Source organism: Pelomonas candidula (assembly GCF_043555985.1).
Taxonomy (GTDB): Bacteria; Pseudomonadota; Gammaproteobacteria; order Burkholderiales; family Burkholderiaceae_C; genus Pelomonas; species Pelomonas candidula.
Genome location: NZ_JBIGIC010000009.1, coordinates 241,575 through 256,410, shown reverse-complemented (window position 1 = coordinate 256,410; position 14,836 = coordinate 241,575). Strand labels below are relative to the sequence as shown.

Here is a 14,836-nt window from a genome sequence, read left to right as displayed (position 1 = left end):
GGCACCGCTCGCTGGTGCCCGGGGTGCGCTCGCGCCTGCGCGCCCCGCCTTCCTGTTCCGGCGTACTTCGAGGATGACCCATGCGTGAACTTGGATTGAAGCCCGTCGCGGCGGCCCTGCTGGGCCTGACGGTGAACCTGGCCGGTGCCGCACCCAGCGGTGCCGGCATGGTGGCCTACTGGGGCGAGACGCCCGCCACCTATGGCGGCCAGGTGCCGTCGGGCAGCTACGTCGTCATCAACCCCAACAGCGGCGCCACCGGCCTGAGCGCGAGCCAGGTCACGAACTGGAAGGCCGTCATCGCCAGCATCCGTGCCCAGGGGGGCAAGGTGCTGGGCTACGTGGCGACGGGCTACGACACCAACACGGCCGACGAGCTGGCACGCTACAACGCGATCTCCGCCAACCTGACCGCCTACAAGAGCACGCTGGGTGGCGTGGATGGCTTCTTCTTCGACGAGGCCGCGTTCGACGATGCCTCGCTGACGGACACGCAGAAGTGCAATGGCACGCCGCCCAAGTGGAGCGCCGTGCGCGCCAAGATGACCGCGGCCGGCACCAGCGGCACGGTGGTCTGGAACGCGGGCTGGCCCGGCGCCAGCGGCTGCTTCATCAACGCGGCGAGCTATGGCGAGCATGTCGTCATGTACGAGGCGGCCTACAGCGACTACGCCAATGCGGCGAGCTGGCTCAACGGCGCGGTGCAGAGCCTCGCGACGTCGCTGGGCGTGAAGACCTGGCTGCTCGTGCACTCGGCCACGCAGGCGCAGATGCAGACGACGCTCAAGGGCACCACGGCCAACTACGTCTACGTCACCAGCATGACCTACAACCCCAGCCTGCCGTGGGGCGGCCCGATCTGGAACTACACGCCGACCTACTGGGGCAACGAGACGCTGAGCGGCTCCGAGCGCTGGTGCCTGAAAAGCCTGAAGAGCGGCGGCAGCTGCTGAACCCGGAGACCCCGACATGAAGCGTCTGAAAACCGCACTCGCCGCGCTGGCCCTGGCGACGGCTGCGCCCTTCGCGGCCGCCGTCGAGATCGTCGTGCCGGCCTATTTCTACCCGTCCTGGATGCCCTCGATGAACGAGTGGAACCAGCTGACCGCCGCGGCGGGCCAGGGCGTGCAGATCACGGCCATCATGAACCCGGGCAACGGGCCCGGGACGGCGCCCAACAGCGACTACGTCGCGTCGGTCGACGCCTTCCGCGCGGCCGGCGGCAAGGTGCTGGGCTACGTCTACACCTGCTACGGCGTGAGCCACTGCACGCCGGAGGTGCCGCCCACGCGCTCCACCGGCGACGTGCTGGCCGACGCGCAGAAGTACGCGGACTGGTACCGCGTGGACGGCGTCTTCCTCGACGAGATGGCGTCGCAGACGGGCACGTTGCCGTTCTACAAGACGGTCAGCGACGGGCTGCACGCCAGCCACCCCGGCTGGCAGATCGTCGGCAACCCGGGAACGGTGCCGGCCGCCGGCTACACGGCGGTGACCAACACGTTGATGAGCTTCGAGGGCTCGTTCAGCGACTTCGTGAACGGGGCCTTCCTCGGCAGCGTGACGAACGCCGCTGCGACCGGCGCCATCGTCTACGGCGTGGCCACGGTGACGCAGATGCAGCAGGTCATGGGGCTGGCGAAGCAGCATGGGCTGGGCGCGATCTACGTCACCGACGGCACGCTCGACAGCGGCAACCCCTATCTGCATCTGCCGAGCTATTGGTCTGCCGAAGTCGCCGCTGCCGCGGCGGTGCCGGAGCCGGCGTCGGTGGCGCTACTGCTGGCCGGGCTGGCCGTGGTGGGCGCTGCACGGCGGCGTTCGCGCTGAAGCCACAACGTGGCCGCAGGGGGGGGCTGCGAAGAAAAAGGGCGAGAGGCCTCGCGGCCTCCCGCCCCATTGCGTCAAGCGGCCATGGCGGCCCTTGCCGGCACTTCCGCGTAGTGGCTCAGCTGCATCGTGAACTGCGCCCGGCCGGAGCTGATCGCGCGCAGATGCCCGATGTAGCCGAACATGCGCTCCAGCGGCACGTGCGCAGTCACGACGACCGCGTTGCCGCGGGCGTCCTGGCCTTGCACCTGACCGCGGCGGCGCAGTAGGTCGCCGATGACGTCGCCCAGTGACTCGGCCGGCGTGATGACCTCGACGGACATCACCGGCTCCAGCACTGCTGGCGCCGCCTTCAGCACCGCTTCGCGCAGCGCCGCCGCCGCCGCCAGCTCGAAGGCCAGCGCCGACGAGTCGCGCGCGTGGGCGCTGCCGTCGACCAGCGTCGCCTCGAAGTCCACCAGCGCGTGGCCCGCGAACGGACCCGCCTGCGACGCCTTGCGGATGCCGGCTTCGACCGCCGGGATGAACTCGCGCGGGATCGCGCCGCCCACCACCGTGCTCTCGAAGCGGAACCCGTCACCGCGCGGCAGCGGCGCGACGCGCAGCGTCAGCTCGGCGAACTGGCCGGGGCCGCCGCTCTGCTTCTTGTGCACGTGGCGCACTTCGGCCGCGGCCGTGATGGTCTCGCGGTAGGCCACCTGCGGGCGGCCCACGGCCACGTCCACGCCGAAGCGCGAGCGCAGCTTCTCCACGGCCACTTCCAGCTGCAGCTCGCCCATGCCGGACAGCAGCGTCTGGCCCGAGTCGGCGTCCTGCCTCAGCCGCAGCGACGGGTCTTCGCGCACGAGCGTGCCCAGGCCCTTCGCGAGGGCCGCGGCATCGGCCTGCTGGCGCGGCTCGATGGCGACGTCGATGACGGCCTCGGGCACGACGATGCTTTCCAGCACGGGCGCGTCCTTGCGCGCGGCCAGCGTGTGGCCGGTCAGCACGTCCTTCAGGCCGACGACGCCAGCGATGTCGCCCGCGACCAGTTCGTCGCGCTCGACCCGCCGATCCGCGTGGATCTCGTACAGCCGCGCCACGCGCTCGGCCTTGCCGGTGTTGGCGTTGAAGACCGTGTCGCCGCGCTTGAGCGTGCCGCTGTAGACGCGCACGAACACCATCGCGCCGTGGTCGTCGGCGGTCAGCTTGAACGCGAGGGCCGACAGCGGGCCTTCGACCGCGGCAGCGCCGGGCGCTTCACCGGGGGCGGGCAGGTAGGCCACGACCGCATCCAGCAGCGGCTCGACGCCGCGGTTGCGGAAGGCCGACCCGGCCAGCACGGGCACGAAGGCGCCCGCGATCGTGCCGCGGCGCAGTGCCGCACGCACGCTGTCCAACGGCAGTTCGTCGCCACGCAGCCAGGCGTCCAGCAGCGCGTCGTCCTGCTCGGCGGCAGCTTCAAGCAGGCGCGCACGCGCGGCCTCAGCGGCAGCCAGCAGCTCGGGCGGGATGGCGTCCACGCGGGGCGGCGCTTTCGCGTCGTCACGGTCCCAGACGAGGGCCTGCATCGTCAGCAGGTCCACGATGCCGCGGAAATCGCCTTCCGCGCCGATGGGCAGCTGCAGCGGCAGCGCGCGCACGGCGAGGCGTTCCTGCAGCGACGCGACGACGCGCTGGAAATCCGCGCCGACGCGGTCCAGCTTGTTGACGAAGGCCAGGCGCGGCACGCGGTACTCGTCCGCGAGGCGCCAGTTGGTTTCGGTCTGAGGTTCCACGCCGGCCACGCCGTCGAAAACGACGACGGCGCCGTCCAGCACGCGCAGCGAGCGGCGCACCTCGAGGTTGAAGTCGATGTGTCCGGGCGTGTCGATCAGGTTGATCTGCGTGCCCTGCCAGTGCACGGTCGTCGCCGCGCTGTGGATGGTGATGCCGCGCGCGCGTTCCTGCGGGTCGAAGTCCATCGCGGTGTTGCCGTCGTTGACGTCGCCGATGCGATGGTTCTCGCCCGTGTAGAACAGGATGCGTTCGGTGGTCGTGGTCTTGCCCGCGTCGACGTGCGCGATGACGCCGATGTTGCGCAGGTTGCGGAGATGAAGATTGTTCGAGTTCATGGTGGTTCCTGATTCGGGTGGTGTTGCCAGCCCGGTGGAGGAACCACGGGGCTAGCGCGAAGACAGGACGCCGAAGCGCGCACGCGACAGGCACAGCCGAGCCGCGCTCCGGCGCTCGGGAATCGTGGCGATCAGCTTGTCGAAGGTGCGGGCGAACATGGCGGAACTCGGAAATCAGAAAAACAAAACCCCGGGAGGTGCGAGCCTGCCGGGGTTGTTTGCTGAACCGGAAGGCTGCTGGTGCGCCTTCCGAACACGGTCGAAGACGCCTCAGGGAGTGATGCGGGCTTGGGTCGTGCGGTTGAGCTTCATGATGCGGAGGATTGTGCCGCGGTTCGGAGAAACCCCGGGCTTGTGGGGGCATCTGGCGGCGCGGACGTCGGTTTCAATAGCGCCCCATGCCGACCCGCCGCCTGCTTCCGTTGCTCGCCCTTGCCGGCGTTGCCGTTGCGGCCTGGATGGCCTGGCCCGACGAGACGCTGCCGGCCGCGCCGTCGCCGGGAACGGTTGCGTCGCTGCCGCTGACCGCGCCTGCAGCGGCTTCGATGGCGGCACCGGCCGCCGCCTTGCCGACTGCGGACTGCGCGCCCACACCGACGCTGAGCCCGCACGACCGCGCGATGACCTTGCAGCGCGCGGTGGCGCAACTGGCCAGTGATTCGGCCGGCGACGCCGTGCTGGCGCTGCTGATGCAGAGGCCGGCCGGCGACGACCCGGCGGCGCTCGCGCAGTGGCGCACCCTGGTGCGGCAGGCCGCGTTGCGGTCGCAGGACGCCCAGGCGCTGCGCTGGGCCGCCACAGCCTGCGACAGCGCGGACTGCCGCCGCGCGCTGCTGCAGGAGCGCGTGCGCGTCGAGCCCGACAACGCGCTGCACTGGGCCGAGCTGATCGACGAGGACCCCGCCGCCGCGGACGAGGCCTGGCAGGGCCTGGCCGCGTCGCGCTACTGGCACGAGCAGCCGCAGGCCGCTGCCGAGCGTGTTGCACGCGCGCTGCCACCGGGCCAGCGCGAGGCCCTGCCGGACCTCGCCTGGGCTGCCCTGCCTGCACCGTCCGCTGGCTTGACCAATGCCTGCGGAAACTATGGCCCGGCGCACCCTGTCGGTGCCGCCTGCGCGCACGTGGCGACGCTGCTGCTGTCGCACAGCGATTCGCCCGGCGCCTGGCAGCAGGGCGCGGAGCTGGCCCGCCAGATGGGGCGCAGCGATATCCCGCCCGCGCCGCCGGACCTGCCGCCGCCGCCGCTTCCGGCCGGCTGCGCGGCCAAGCAATCAACCCGTTGAGTGAATGCGGTTTCTCGGTAGCGCGCCCGAGGCGGCGCGCTTGCAGGGCTTCCTAGACTGCGCTTGACCGCACCGGCAGCACAGGGCGCGGCACCGCGGCGGCGATGACGCCCGCTCGCGGACACCCACGAACGGAGACAACATGTTCAACATCCCTTCGCGCGGGCGCTTCGCGGCGCTCGGGCTGGCTGCGGCCGCCTGTACCTTTGCCTCAACCTCGGCGCTGGCCGCCTGGGGCATCACCGATGCCAGCGGCCTGCTCACCGTCGACACCGGCGCCGGCCTCGTGTTCAAGGTCAGCAAGACCAGCGGCGACATCACCTCCATCAAGTACAACGACGGCGCCGAGCTGCAGGGCCAGACCAAGGGCTCGCACATCAGCTCGGGCCTCGGTACCGTGCCGACCTACGCGTTCACGCCCTCGGGCACGACGGCGGTGATCACCATCGCCACGTCCACGCTGACGCACTACATGGTCGTGCGCCGCAACGAGAACATCATCTACATGGCCACCACCATCACGGCCGAACCCAGCGTGGGCGAGCTGCGCTGGATCACGCGGCTCAACGGCAGCGTGTTCACCGGCGTGCCCGCGGAGTCCAACCTGCGCGGCAATACCGGGGTCATCGAAAGCGCCGACATCTTCGGCATGAGCGACGGCACGACGCGCTCCAAGTACTACGGCAACCAGCGCGCCAAGGACCTGTCCATCCGCGGCGTGACGGGTTCCGGCGTGGGCGTCTACATGGTCTACGGCAACCGCGAGTCCTCGTCGGGCGGGCCCTTCCACCGCGACATCCAGAACCAGAGCGGCACCGACACCGAGCTCTACAACTACATGAACTCGGGCCACAACCAGACCGAGGCCTTCCGCACCGGCCTGCACGGCCCCTACGCGCTGGTGTTCACGAGCGGCTCCACGCCGTCGGCCCCTGACATGAGCTGGATGTCGGGGCTCAACCTGCAGGGCTGGGTCAGCGGCCGCGGCAAGGTGGTGCTGAACGGCCTGTCGGGCATGGACACGGCCTACACCTACACGGTGGGCTTTGCCAACGGCACGGCGCAGTACTGGGGCACGGCCTCCGGCAGCGGCGCCGTGACCGTGGCCAATATGAAGCCCGGCACCTACACGATGACCGTCTACAAGGGCGAGCTGGGCGTCTATACCGAGCAGGTGTCCGTCAGCAGCGGTGGCACGACGACGCTGAACACGCGCAGCATCACGGCTGACCCGTCGGCGCAGAGCGTGCTCTGGCGCGTGGGCAACTGGGACGGCACGCCGCTGGAGTTCCTGAACGGCCAGACGCTCAACGTGCGCCACCCGTCGGACTCGCGCAACCCGTCGTGGGGCCCGGTCACCTACGCCGTGGGCAGCGCGACGAACAAGTTCCCCGGCGCGATCTGGAAGGACGTGAACGGCGGCACCAAGATCACCTTCACGCTGACCAGCGCACAGCTGGCCGCACGCACGGTGCGCATCGGCATCTCGGCGGCCTACGCCAACGCGCGGCCGCAGATCTCGGTGAACAGCTGGACGAGCGGCGTGCCGTCGCCGTCGACGCAGCCGGACTCGCGCTCGCTGACCATCGGCACCTACCGAGGCAACAACGCGATGTTCACGTACAGCGTGCCGGCCAGCGCCTTCGTGGCCGGCACCAACACGCTGACGATCAACGCGGCATCGGGCAGCGGCAGTACGGCCTATCTGAGCGCAGGTTTCGCGGTGGACGCCGTCGACATGTACTGACGGGCGACGGGCTGGGGCGCGAGCCCTGGCCGCATGCGCCGCACGCACGCGTCGTGGCACGGCCGCTGGTGAAGACACCGATCTGCCGCCCCCCGACCTCCCGGCAGAATGCGCGCCAAAGTTCCAGGGAGATGGACATGTCGGAATTGGCAGACGAGCGCTTCGCACCACCGCAGGCGCATGTGGAGGACCTCGCCACGGGCGAGGTGATGTTGGCCGGGCGCGGGACGCGCCTCCTCGCTGTCGTGGTGGACACGGTCATCGCAGCCGCGCTGGGCTGGGCCGCCGGCATGATCCCCGTGCTGCAACAGGCGTTCCTGGTCCAGACCCAGGCGACCGCCAAGAGCATGTGGTCGCTGACGCCCTGGTCGGCGGGGCTGGGCCTGCTGGTGTTCCTGCTCGTGCAGGGCTGGCCGCTGGTGACGCGCGGGCAGACCGTCGGCAAGATGCTGCTCAAGCTGCGCATCGTGCGCCCGGATGGTTCCAGGCCCGACGCCTGGCGGCTGCTGGGGCTGCGCTACGGCATCGGCATCGTCAGCAACCTGAACCCCATCGTCGCGATGGTCTACGGCCTGATCGACTCGCTGCTGATCTTCCGCGGCTCGCGCAAGTGTCTGCATGACACGATCGCCGACACCCAGGTGATCAGGCTCTGAGCGCGCCGAACGCGGCGCCCGTCCAGCGCATCGACACGCTGGCGCTCGTCGAAACGCCGGAAGGCATCGTCCTGTCGTTGCAGCCCGCCGGCCTCGTGGCGCGGACGATGGCGTTCCTGCTGGATCTGCTGATCCGGCTGGGTATCGACCTGGGCCTGGCGTTGGGGCTTGGCGCCTGGGGCGGGCTGGGCAGCGGCCTGGTGCTGATCGGCATCTTCAGCGTGGAGTGGCTCTATCCCATCGTGTTCGAGCTGCGCCGCGGCGGGGCGACGCCGGGCAAGCGCGCGCTGGGCCTGCGCGTCGTCATGGATACCGGCCTGCCGGTGACGCCGGCGGCCTCGTTCACGCGCAACCTGCTGCGCGTGGCGGACTTCCTGCCGCTGGCCTATGCCTTCGGCATCGTCGCCATGCTGCTGAACCGCGAGTGCAAGCGCCTGGGCGACCTGGCCGCGGGCACGCTGGTCGTGCATGCCGACCCCGTCGTGCTGCACGACGCGCCGCCACCGGCCGCGCCGCTCGCGCCGGCCCGGGCGCTGAGCGCCCGCGAGCAGGCGGCCATCCTGTCCTGGGCGGGCCGCGCCAAGCGGCTGACGCCGGCGCGCTTCGACGAACTGGCCCGGCTTGCCGCCGCTGCGCTGCCTCCCGTGCAAAGCGATGAGCCCCGCCGCGACACGGCGCAGCGGCTGCTGGGCGTGGCGCAGTGGTTGATGGGGAAGCGGGCATGACCCCGATGCGCTTCGAGGCCGAGTACGGCCCGGTGTGGGACGCGTTTGCCGAGCAGCTCCAGCAGGCCCGGCAGGGCGGGGCCGTGGATGGCGCGCTGCTGGCGGCGCGCTACCGGCGTGTCTGCGAAAACCTGGCGCTGGCGCAGTCGCGGGCCTACCCCATCCATCTGGTGGCGCGGCTGGAGGCGATGGCGCAGGAGGCGCACCAGCTCATCTACCGCCGGCAGGACTACGGGCTGGGCCGGCTCGGCCGGCTGCTGCGTGTGGAGCTGCCCGGCGCGGTCCGTGCGCAAGGCCGCTACGTGCTGCTGGCGCTGCTGTTGTTCGTGCTGCCGCTGGCGGTGTCGTTCCTGCTGGCATGGCACGGCCCGGACTTCGCGCTGCACCTGCTCGACGCCAGCCAGTTGCGGCGCTACGAGAGCATGTACGCGGACGGCAAGCAGGCGCTGGGGCGGATGCGCGACGCCGACGGCGACTGGCAGATGTTCGGCTTCTACATCTTCAACAACATCGGCATCGGCTTCCGCTGCTTCGGTGCCGGCATCCTGGCCGGAGTGGGGAGTGCCTTCGTGGTGGTCTACAACGGGCTGCTGATCGGCGTCGTCGCCGGCCACCTCACGCGCGTGGGCCTGGGCCACAACTTCTGGCCCTTCGTGGCCACGCACTCGGCTTTCGAGCTGACCGGCATCGTGCTGTCGGGCGCGGCCGGGTTGCGCGTCGGCCTGGGCTGGCTGGCACCGGGTCGCATGACGAGGCTGGAGGCGCTGCGCGCGGCGGCGCTGGCGGCGGTGCCGCTGGTCTATGCGGCGTTCTTCCTGCTGCTGGTGGCCGCGGCCTTCGAGGCCTTCTGGTCCCCCGCGGCCTGGATCGCGGCCGAGGTCAAGTACGGCGTGGCCGCGCTGTGCTGGGTGCTGGTGCCGACCTGGCTGCTGCTGCTCGGCAGGGGAGGCACGCATGCGCGTTGAAGGCCTGGCGGTGGTGCTGCGCCCGCGCAGCCAGGGCGAGGCCTGCGACCTGGGGCTGGCGCTGGTTCGCGGGCATGCGGGCTCGATCTGGCGCTGCTTCACGCCGGTGATGCTCGTGGTGGCGGCGCTGGCACTGTGCACCGTGGACAGCTTCGGCTGGCTGCCGATGCTGATCGTGTTCTGGCTCAAGCCGTGGCTGGACCGCGTGCTGCTGTTCGTGCTGTCACGCGCCGTGTTCGGCGAGGCCACGCGCTGGCGCGACCTGTGGCGCGCCCGGCGCCAGGTGCTGGGCGGGCAGTTGCTGCGCACGCTGCTGTGGCGCCGCTTCTCGCCGTGGCGCGCCTACACGCAGCCCATCGAGCAGCTGGAGGCGCAGCGCGGCGGCGCGCGGCGCAAGCGCGCCAAGCTGATGCTCAACGGCAACCGCGGCGCGGCCACGGCGCTGCAGACGGCCTTCACGCACGCGGAAGCCGCGCTGGCTTACTCGCTGGTCGCGCTGCTGTGGTGGTTCACACCGGAGAACCGCAGCGCCGACGTGTGGGACTGGTTCTTCCACCCCGGTGCGCACGCGGCCGGCGAGCTGGGCCTGAGCCTGGTCATGTCGCTGAGCTACTTCGCCGTGGTGCTGTTCCTGGAGCCGTTCTATGTGGCGGCGGGTTTCGCGATGTACCTGAACCGGCGCGTCGTGCTGGAGGCCTGGGACATCGAACAGGAGTTCCGACATGCGTTCGCTTGAGGCGCCGGTGTTGGCGCTGGCGGTGCTGCTGGGCTGTGCGGCCGCGCACGCCCAGCCCGTGGCCGCGTCGGCGCCATCGGTGGGCGCGAGCGCGGTGCGGGCGGCGGCCAGCGCCGTGGCGGCTGACCCGCTGCTGCCCGGCAACGAGAAGACCAAGACGCTGCGCTTCAAGGACCGTGAGGACGACAAGAAGAAGCCGCCCGACAAGGATGACGTCAACTGGTGGGTGGACATGATGCGCAACGTGTCCGCCGGCCTGCGCGTGGCGATGTGGATCGTCGGCGCCGGCTTGCTGATCTGGGTGCTGCTGCGCCTGCGCGACTGGCTGGGCGGCCAGTCCGGCGCCGGCACGCTGGCGGCGCTGCCGCCCACGCACGTGGGCACGCTGGACATCCGCCCCGAGAGCCTGCCGGCCGACATCGGCGCTGCGGCGCGCGCGCTGCTGGGCCGCGGCGAGCAGCGGGCCGCGCTGTCGCTGCTGTACCGCGGCGCGCTGTCGCGGCTGGTGCACACGCACGGCGTGCCCATCCGCGCGGCGAGCACGGAGCGCGAGTGCCTGGCGCTGGCGGCCACGCGGCTCGCGCCGGCGCCGCAAGCCTTCCTGACGCAACTGGTGGCGGGCTGGCAGACGGTGGCCTACGCCCGCCGCCAACTGACGCCGGACGGCCTGGAGGCGCTGTGCGCGGGCTTCGACGCGCAACTGCCCGCAGCCGCGCCGGGGAGGCCGGCATGAACATCGAGCGCCTGGGCTGGCTGCTGGCCGCGCTGCTGGCCGTCGTGGGTGGCTGGTGGCTGTCGGTCAACACCGAATGGGTGGAGACGGACCGCTTCCGCGGCGCGCAGGGCGAGGCACGCGACAACCCGGTCTACGCCTTCGAGCAGTTGTTGCGGCGCCTGGGCATGGCCGTCGAGCACCACGAGGCGCTGGACACGATGCCGCCGCCGGGGGCTCGCCTGGTGCTGCTGTCCAACGACTGGGAACTGGTGCGCGAGCGGGCCGGTCAGTTGCACCAATGGGTGCAGGGCGGAGGCCATCTCGTGCTGACGCAGGTCTCTGACTGGGAAGACACCGCATTGGCGGACTGGGTGCCGGTGGACGAGATCAAGCTCAAGCGTCCGGCGCGGGCCGTCGCGACACCTGCTGCCCCGGCGGCTTCGGCGGTCAGGGGCCGGCGCCCCGGGCGAGCCGCGGGCGATCTCGGCACCGGCCTGGCGTCCGCGCCACCGCTGTGGGAGGGCGTCGAGAAGCTGGCCGTCTGCCGGCTGTTCGCCGAATACCGCAGCTTGCAGGTGCACAAGGGTCAGCAAGCGGACTGGACGCTGAAGCTCACCGAGGCCCCGGGCACGACGCAGGCCTTGCGCGTGTCCGTCGGGCAGGGCAGCGTGACGGTGCTGAACCTGCCCTGGCAAGTCTTCGACAACCGCAACGCACTGGAGTGCGACGCGCCGCTGATGCTGGCAGCGGCCATGCAGTCCATGCCGGGCGCAACGACCTGGGTCTACCTGCACGAGAAGCGCGCCTCTTTCCTGCCCTGGCTGTGGCAGCAGGGCTGGGTTGCCATCGTGGCCGGGCTGCTCGCACTGGCTGCAGCGCTGTGGCGTGGTGCCGTGCGCTTCGGGCCCCGGCTGGCGCCCGCGCCGCGCCTGCGCCGCTCCATCTCGGAGCAGGTGCGCGGCCTGGGCGCCTACCTGCTGGGCCATGGCCGCGAGGCCTTGCTGGTGGCCCAGCAGCGGGCATTGGCCGAGGTGGCGGCACGCAAGCTGCAGCGCTGGAGCCGCCTGCCGGTGGCCGAGCAGGCGGCGGCCGTCGCGGCGGCCACCGATCTGCCCGTCCACGACCTCTTGGCCGCGCTGTCCGCGCGGTTCTGCACCCGGGTGCAACTGCTGCGCTACCTGCAGGTGCTGGAATCCGCCCGGCGCCGGCTCCACGGAACCCCTGAAGAAAGACAAGTCCCATGATCAAGCCCGAGGAACTCAAGCTCGCCACGCAGTGGCTGCACGCGCTGCGCAGCGAGATCGGCAAGGCCGTCGTCGGGCAGGCGCAGGCCGTGGAGCAGATGCTGGTGGCCGTGGTGGCGTCCGGCCACGTGCTGGTGGAGGGCGTGCCGGGCCTGGGCAAGACGCTGCTGGCCCGCGCGCTGACGCAGGCGCTGCGCCTGCAGTACGCGCGCGTGCAGTTCACGCCCGACCTGATGCCCGCCGACGTCATCGGCCACAGCGTGCTGGACGACACCGGTGCGGGCCTGGGCCGCCTGCGCGTGCGCCAGGGCCCCGTGTTCACGAACCTGCTGCTGGCTGACGAGATCAACCGCGCGCCGGCCAAGACGCAGAGTGCGCTGCTGGAGGTGATGCAGGAGTACCAGGCCACGCTGGAAGGCCAGACGCTGCCGCTGCCGCGGCCCTTCATCGTCATGGCCACGCAGAACCCGGTGGACACAGAAGGCACCTACCCGCTGCCGGAGGCGCAGCTCGACCGCTTCCTGCTGCATGTGCGCATCGGCTACCCGACGCATGAGGAGGAGGCGGCGGTCGTGCAGCTCGTCACCACAGGCCGCGCCGGCCACGAGCTGCCGCTGGAGGCGGTGCAGCCGGTGCTGGACGACGTGCAGGTGCTGGAGCTGCAGCGCCTGTCCGGCCAGGTGCTGGCCGACGAGAAGGTGATCGACTACGCGGTGCGCGTCGTGCGGGCCACGCGCAACTGGCCGGGGCTGGAGGTGGGTGCCGGCCCGCGCGCCAGCGTGGCGCTGGTGCGCACGGCGCGTGCGATGGCCCTCATCAACGGCCGCGACTTCATCACGCCCGACGACGTGGCCGCGCAGGCGCTGGCGGTGCTGCGCCATCGCGTGACCATGGCGCCCGACGCGCAGATCGAGGGCCGCGACATCGACGAGCTGCTGCAGGCCGCGCTCGACAGCGTGGAGGCGCCCCGGCTTTGAAACCCGCGGCCCGTCGCGTCGTCCTGCCCACGCGGGCCAGCATCGCCGTGCTGGCGCTGCTGGGCGTCGTCGCCTCGCTGGTGCTGAGCCTGGGCGCGCCGCTCGCCATCGTGGCGCCCGCCGGCGTGGGGCTGCTGCTGGCGCTGCTCGCCGTGGCTGCCGCGGACCTGTTGTTCAGCCTGCGGCTGTGGACGCGAGGCGGGCTGCGCGTCGAGCGGCGCCTGCCCGCGGCATTCGCGATCGGCGCGACGACCGAGCTTGAGATCGCCATCGTCAACCCGGGGCCGCGGGCCTGGCGCCTGCAGGTGTTCGACGAGTTGGACCCGGTGTTCGATTTCGAGGGCCTGCCGCGCCGGCTGACCGTCGCGGCGCAGAGCCGCGCCAGCCTGCGCTTCCACGTCACGGCGCGTCAGCGCGGCGTGGTGCGGCTGGGGCTGACGCAGCTGTTGTGGCGCAGCCGCGCCGGCCTGTTCGACGTGCGCGAGCGCCTGGGCGAAGAGCGCAGCCTGCGCGTCTATCCGAACTTCGCCGCGCTGGCGCGCTACGCCTGGCTGTCGGGCGACAGGCGGCTGGCGCAGATCGGTATCAAGAACTACGTGCAGCGTGGCCAGGGCACGGACTTCCGCCAGCTGGCCGAGTACCGTCGAGGCGACCCGCTGCGCCACCTCGACGCCAAGGCCTCGCTGCGGCTGCGCCGGCCCGTGGTGCGCGAGTACCAGGACGAGCGCGACCAGTGCGTGATGTTCATGCTCGACTGCGGCCGCCGCATGCGCGCCGATGAGCAGTCGGCCGGCATCGGCGAGAACAGCCATTTCGACGACGCGCTGGACGCGCTGATGCTGCTGGCCTACGTGGCGCTCACCGAAGGCGACGAGGTGGGGGCGATGACCTTCGGGTGTGACCAGGCGGGGCGCCGCGACTTCGCGCCGCGCAAGGGCATGGCCACGCTCAACGCGCTGATGAACAAGATGCACGACCTGCAGCCGGGCGGCCACCACTCCGACTACCTGGCCGCGGCCGAGGCGCTGTCCCGGCGGCTGCGCCGCCGCTCGCTGGTCATCATCCTCACCAACTTCCGCGACGAGGACTCGCCGGAGCTGCAGCCCGCGCTGCGCCTGCTGCGCCGCCGCCACCTGGTGCTGCTGGCCAGCCTGCGCGAGACCGCGCTGGGCCGCATCGCCGCCCAGCCCATCGCCGCGGCCGATGACGCCGTGACGGTGGCCAGCGCCCACCTGCTGTCGCAGGCCCGGCACGACGCCTTCGCCCGCGTGGTGGACTACGACAAGCTGTCCATCGACGTCGAGCCCCGCGCGCTGGCCGCCACGCTGGTGAACCGCTACCACCAGGTCAAGCGCGCCGGCCTGCTGTGAATGAAGGCCCAGGAGTCCCCATGACCGAGCCCGCGCCGAACCCCTACGCCGCGCCGCAGTCCGACGTGGTCGACGCGGCGCCGGTCGCGGCCGTCCCGGCGCGGCTGCCGGTCACGCTGCTGCTGCGCTGGCTGCTGGCCGCGGTGCTCGTGGCGCTGGGGCTGTGGCGCTCGCTGGGGCTGATCTCGAACTGGCGCTACTTCACCGACAGCATGGTCATCGACCCGGCCTACAACCCCTGGCCGTGGCTGGCGCTGGAGCTGTTCGTCGTGCTCACCGGGGCGCTGCTGGCCTGGCGTTCCCGCTGGGTGTTCGTGCCGTGGCTGCTGCACGTCGGGCTGTTCGCGCGGCAGATCGTCGTCATGAGTGGCGGTGCCGGCGTTCCGGGCACGGCCTACGAAGTCTGGGCAGCGGAACTGCTGGTGTTCGGCTTCTGCGCCTGGCTCTGGCTGCGGCGCGGCCTGCGGTGAAGCGCCCCGTCGCAGTCTTGCGATC

At 71.4% G+C, this 14,836-nt stretch carries 14 protein-coding genes; 13 read left to right on the top strand and 1 reads right to left on the bottom strand.

Features of this window, described 5'->3' with window-relative positions; translation table 11 throughout:
* Positions 1–80: 80 nt before the first annotated feature.
* Together ACG04R_RS18810 and ACG04R_RS18805 are read left to right on the top strand one after the other, a co-directional pair.
* Positions 81–953 (top strand): spherulation-specific family 4 protein, encoded by an 873-nt coding sequence (locus ACG04R_RS18810; protein WP_394414238.1) that lies wholly within the window; start codon positions 81–83, stop codon positions 951–953.
* A 16-nt stretch (positions 954–969) separates the two neighbouring features.
* Positions 970–1,830 carry a spherulation-specific family 4 protein gene (locus ACG04R_RS18805; protein WP_394414235.1) on the top strand — a complete coding sequence of 287 codons (861 nt, stop codon included), beginning with the start codon at positions 970–972 and terminating at the stop codon, positions 1,828–1,830.
* 74 nt (positions 1,831–1,904) lie between these two features.
* Here the strand turns inward: ACG04R_RS18805 and fusA are convergent, their stop codons facing one another.
* On the bottom strand, positions 1,905–3,923 hold the full coding sequence (gene fusA / locus ACG04R_RS18800; protein ID WP_394414232.1) for an elongation factor G: 2,019 nt from the start codon (positions 3,921–3,923) through the stop codon (positions 1,905–1,907).
* A 398-nt stretch (positions 3,924–4,321) separates the two neighbouring features.
* Between fusA and ACG04R_RS18795 the strand changes: the two genes are divergently transcribed.
* The 11 genes from ACG04R_RS18795 (at position 4,322) to ACG04R_RS18745 (ending at position 14,811) form a co-directional block, all read left to right on the top strand.
* Positions 4,322–5,206: a hypothetical protein gene (locus ACG04R_RS18795; RefSeq protein ID WP_394414229.1), complete on the top strand. Its 885-nt coding sequence runs from the start codon at positions 4,322–4,324 to the stop codon at positions 5,204–5,206.
* Between the two features lie 142 nt (positions 5,207–5,348).
* A complete protein-coding gene (locus ACG04R_RS18790) occupies positions 5,349–6,953 on the top strand; it encodes a rhamnogalacturonan lyase B N-terminal domain-containing protein (protein WP_394414227.1) in 1,605 nt (534 codons plus the stop codon).
* A gap of 137 nt (positions 6,954–7,090) precedes the next feature.
* A complete protein-coding gene (locus ACG04R_RS18785; RefSeq protein ID WP_394414224.1) occupies positions 7,091–7,609 on the top strand; it encodes an RDD family protein in 519 nt (172 codons plus the stop codon).
* Between the two features lie 77 nt (positions 7,610–7,686).
* Positions 7,687–8,334, top strand: coding sequence for an RDD family protein (locus tag ACG04R_RS18780; protein ID WP_394414221.1), 648 nt, complete (start codon positions 7,687–7,689; stop codon positions 8,332–8,334).
* Positions 8,331–9,299 carry a stage II sporulation protein M gene (locus tag ACG04R_RS18775; protein ID WP_394414218.1) on the top strand — a complete coding sequence of 323 codons (969 nt, stop codon included), beginning with the start codon at positions 8,331–8,333 and terminating at the stop codon, positions 9,297–9,299. The genes ACG04R_RS18780 and ACG04R_RS18775 overlap by 4 nt, the downstream gene beginning before the upstream one ends.
* Positions 9,289–10,035, top strand: coding sequence for a hypothetical protein (locus tag ACG04R_RS18770; RefSeq protein WP_394414215.1), 747 nt, complete (start codon positions 9,289–9,291; stop codon positions 10,033–10,035). The genes ACG04R_RS18775 and ACG04R_RS18770 overlap by 11 nt, the downstream gene beginning before the upstream one ends.
* Positions 10,022–10,768, top strand: coding sequence for a DUF4129 domain-containing protein (locus ACG04R_RS18765; RefSeq protein ID WP_394414212.1), 747 nt, complete (start codon positions 10,022–10,024; stop codon positions 10,766–10,768). Before ACG04R_RS18770 ends, ACG04R_RS18765 begins: the two co-directional genes overlap by 14 nt.
* Positions 10,765–11,994, top strand: coding sequence for a DUF4350 domain-containing protein (locus tag ACG04R_RS18760; protein WP_394414210.1), 1,230 nt, complete (start codon positions 10,765–10,767; stop codon positions 11,992–11,994). The genes ACG04R_RS18765 and ACG04R_RS18760 overlap by 4 nt, the downstream gene beginning before the upstream one ends.
* The gene (locus ACG04R_RS18755; RefSeq protein WP_394414207.1) at positions 11,991–12,971 is read left to right on the top strand and encodes an AAA family ATPase; all 981 of its coding nucleotides are present in this window, start codon (positions 11,991–11,993) and stop codon (positions 12,969–12,971) included. Before ACG04R_RS18760 ends, ACG04R_RS18755 begins: the two co-directional genes overlap by 4 nt.
* Positions 12,968–14,341 (top strand): DUF58 domain-containing protein, encoded by a 1,374-nt coding sequence (locus ACG04R_RS18750; protein WP_394414204.1) that lies wholly within the window; start codon positions 12,968–12,970, stop codon positions 14,339–14,341. Before ACG04R_RS18755 ends, ACG04R_RS18750 begins: the two co-directional genes overlap by 4 nt.
* Positions 14,342–14,361: 20 nt before the next feature.
* Positions 14,362–14,811: a hypothetical protein gene (locus tag ACG04R_RS18745; RefSeq protein WP_394414201.1), complete on the top strand. Its 450-nt coding sequence runs from the start codon at positions 14,362–14,364 to the stop codon at positions 14,809–14,811.
* The last annotated feature ends 25 nt before the right edge of the window (positions 14,812–14,836 follow it).

What these genes read in the sequence shown, in the direction of transcription:
- ACG04R_RS18810 (WP_394414238.1), top strand. Translation starts at nt 81, where the DNA reads ATGCGTGAACTTGGATTGAAGCCCGTCGCGGCGGCCCTGCTGGGCCTG.
- ACG04R_RS18805 (WP_394414235.1), top strand. Translation starts at nt 970, where the DNA reads ATGAAGCGTCTGAAAACCGCACTCGCCGCGCTGGCCCTGGCGACGGCT.
- fusA (WP_394414232.1), bottom strand. Translation starts at nt 3,923, where the DNA reads ATGAACTCGAACAATCTTCATCTCCGCAACCTGCGCAACATCGGCGTC.
- ACG04R_RS18795 (WP_394414229.1), top strand. Translation starts at nt 4,322, where the DNA reads ATGCCGACCCGCCGCCTGCTTCCGTTGCTCGCCCTTGCCGGCGTTGCC.
- ACG04R_RS18790 (WP_394414227.1), top strand. Translation starts at nt 5,349, where the DNA reads ATGTTCAACATCCCTTCGCGCGGGCGCTTCGCGGCGCTCGGGCTGGCT.
- ACG04R_RS18785 (WP_394414224.1), top strand. Translation starts at nt 7,091, where the DNA reads ATGTCGGAATTGGCAGACGAGCGCTTCGCACCACCGCAGGCGCATGTG.
- ACG04R_RS18775 (WP_394414218.1), top strand. Translation starts at nt 8,331, where the DNA reads ATGACCCCGATGCGCTTCGAGGCCGAGTACGGCCCGGTGTGGGACGCG.
- ACG04R_RS18770 (WP_394414215.1), top strand. Translation starts at nt 9,289, where the DNA reads ATGCGCGTTGAAGGCCTGGCGGTGGTGCTGCGCCCGCGCAGCCAGGGC.
- ACG04R_RS18765 (WP_394414212.1), top strand. Translation starts at nt 10,022, where the DNA reads ATGCGTTCGCTTGAGGCGCCGGTGTTGGCGCTGGCGGTGCTGCTGGGC.
- ACG04R_RS18760 (WP_394414210.1), top strand. Translation starts at nt 10,765, where the DNA reads ATGAACATCGAGCGCCTGGGCTGGCTGCTGGCCGCGCTGCTGGCCGTC.
- ACG04R_RS18755 (WP_394414207.1), top strand. Translation starts at nt 11,991, where the DNA reads ATGATCAAGCCCGAGGAACTCAAGCTCGCCACGCAGTGGCTGCACGCG.
- ACG04R_RS18745 (WP_394414201.1), top strand. Translation starts at nt 14,362, where the DNA reads ATGACCGAGCCCGCGCCGAACCCCTACGCCGCGCCGCAGTCCGACGTG.